This is a genomic window from Brevibacterium sp. CT2-23B (assembly GCF_013168765.1).
Taxonomy (GTDB): Bacteria; Actinomycetota; Actinomycetes; order Actinomycetales; family Brevibacteriaceae; genus Brevibacterium; species Brevibacterium sediminis.
In genome coordinates, this window is record NZ_JABBYK010000013.1 from 1 (window position 1) to 1,463 (window position 1,463).

Consider the following 1,463-nt stretch of genomic DNA (forward strand, 5'->3'; position numbering starts at 1 on the left):
ATTGCTACCTGACGGCGGCCCAGCAACCTCGCGCGAGGTTGCTGGGCCGATCCTTCTATGTCTGTCAAGCCGGCGTGGGAATTGTTTCTAGCCCGTTGAGAATCTTGAAAACTCGACGCGCGAGATACCATTTGAGCTTGCGCTTGAGTTCCCTCTTCGACTTCTTCGTCGGGTCCTCACCAAAGCGCTGGGCAACATAATCCCTGGTTCTCTCATCGTGGATCATCCGGTTCGTGATCACCGTGTGCAAGGCCCGGTTCAACTGCCGATCCCCACCCCTGTTCAACCGGTGTCGTTGCGTGTTGCCCGACGAAGCAGGGATCGGATTCGCCCCTGCCAGGGCTGCGAACGCAGCCGCGTTACGGACTCGTCCCGGATGCGACCAGGCGGTGAAGAACACCGCGGCAGTGAACGTACCGATCCCGGGTTCGGCCAGCAAGACTGACGCCGGACTGGCCTCAACAAGTTCAGCGAGCTTGTCATGGTTGTCCTGCAGATCGTCGTCAAGATCGAGGACGCGTTTAGCTAAACGGACCGCTTCGTCCCGGGACGTGGCCAGGCCGATGTCTTCCTTCCTGTCCCGCCATTTCGCGATCTCGACGAACTGGGTATCGGTCAACGAGTTACGGGCATCAATTCCCAGATCGACAATGCGCACCAACGCGGTCAGGGAGTTGATCATCCGGGTACGTTCGGTGGTCATCGCGTCCCGGGCTGCCAACAGCACGCGCAGGCCCTGGCGGACGCCTTCGCCTTGGCGTGGCCACCGCAGCTGGTCGGTGTGTAGCGCCAGCACGGATTTCGCGATCCGGTAGGAGTCGAGCTCATCGCTCTTACCCACGCCGTACCGGGCTTTGGCATCCATGCGTCCAGCTTCGACCACGGGGTATTCGGTAGCGGCGATATGACCGGTCAGCACCGCACCATAGGAGGCTGTTCCTTCCACGACCCACAGGGTGTCGAGGTCACCTTTCGTCCACCGGCCTGCCCATGCCAGGGCCCGTTTGATGCCGGCCCTCGACGTCGGGAAGCTGCCGGTAGCCACGAGGATGCCGGTGTTGGTGATGATCGTGTAGACGTGTTTTCTGGCGTGTGTATCGACGCCGATGAAGAAGTTGTATAAGTGCGCGACAATGGACATAGCGGTTCGAAGCTCCCTGTTTGACCGATAGGTTGTGCGGCCGCTTGCGGCCGGCACCGGTCCGGGATGAGGTCACTTCGGAACAACACTGTGATGAGTCACGCCCCCGGCAAGGGGCGGACAACCTTCTGATCAAGTTACCGAGGTGGGCCGAGTCGGTGCCGGCCGCACCACCCATGTGATCGGACAAATCGGCCCGAAGACACCACCAAAGGGGGTGGGTCACCGCCAGGTTGAGTCACGATCACGGGGTGGAGAGGCCAGCACCTACTCTGCCAGCCGGTCCCAGACCAGCCACTACCAAGACTCACAGCCGTCAGGT

Annotated in this window: 1 protein-coding gene; it reads right to left on the reverse strand. The window is 61.2% G+C overall.

The features are described 5' to 3' along the window. Positions 1-64: 64 nt before the first annotated feature. On the reverse strand, positions 65-1,141 hold the full coding sequence (locus HIM68_RS18780; RefSeq protein WP_172175390.1) for an IS110 family transposase: 1,077 nt from the start codon (positions 1,139-1,141) through the stop codon (positions 65-67). Positions 1,142-1,463: the final 322 nt, after the last annotated feature.

Coding starts and splice junctions, on each gene's coding strand:
- HIM68_RS18780 (WP_172175390.1), bottom strand. CDS start 1,141: ATGTCCATTGTCGCGCACTTATACAACTTCTTCATCGGCGTCGATACA.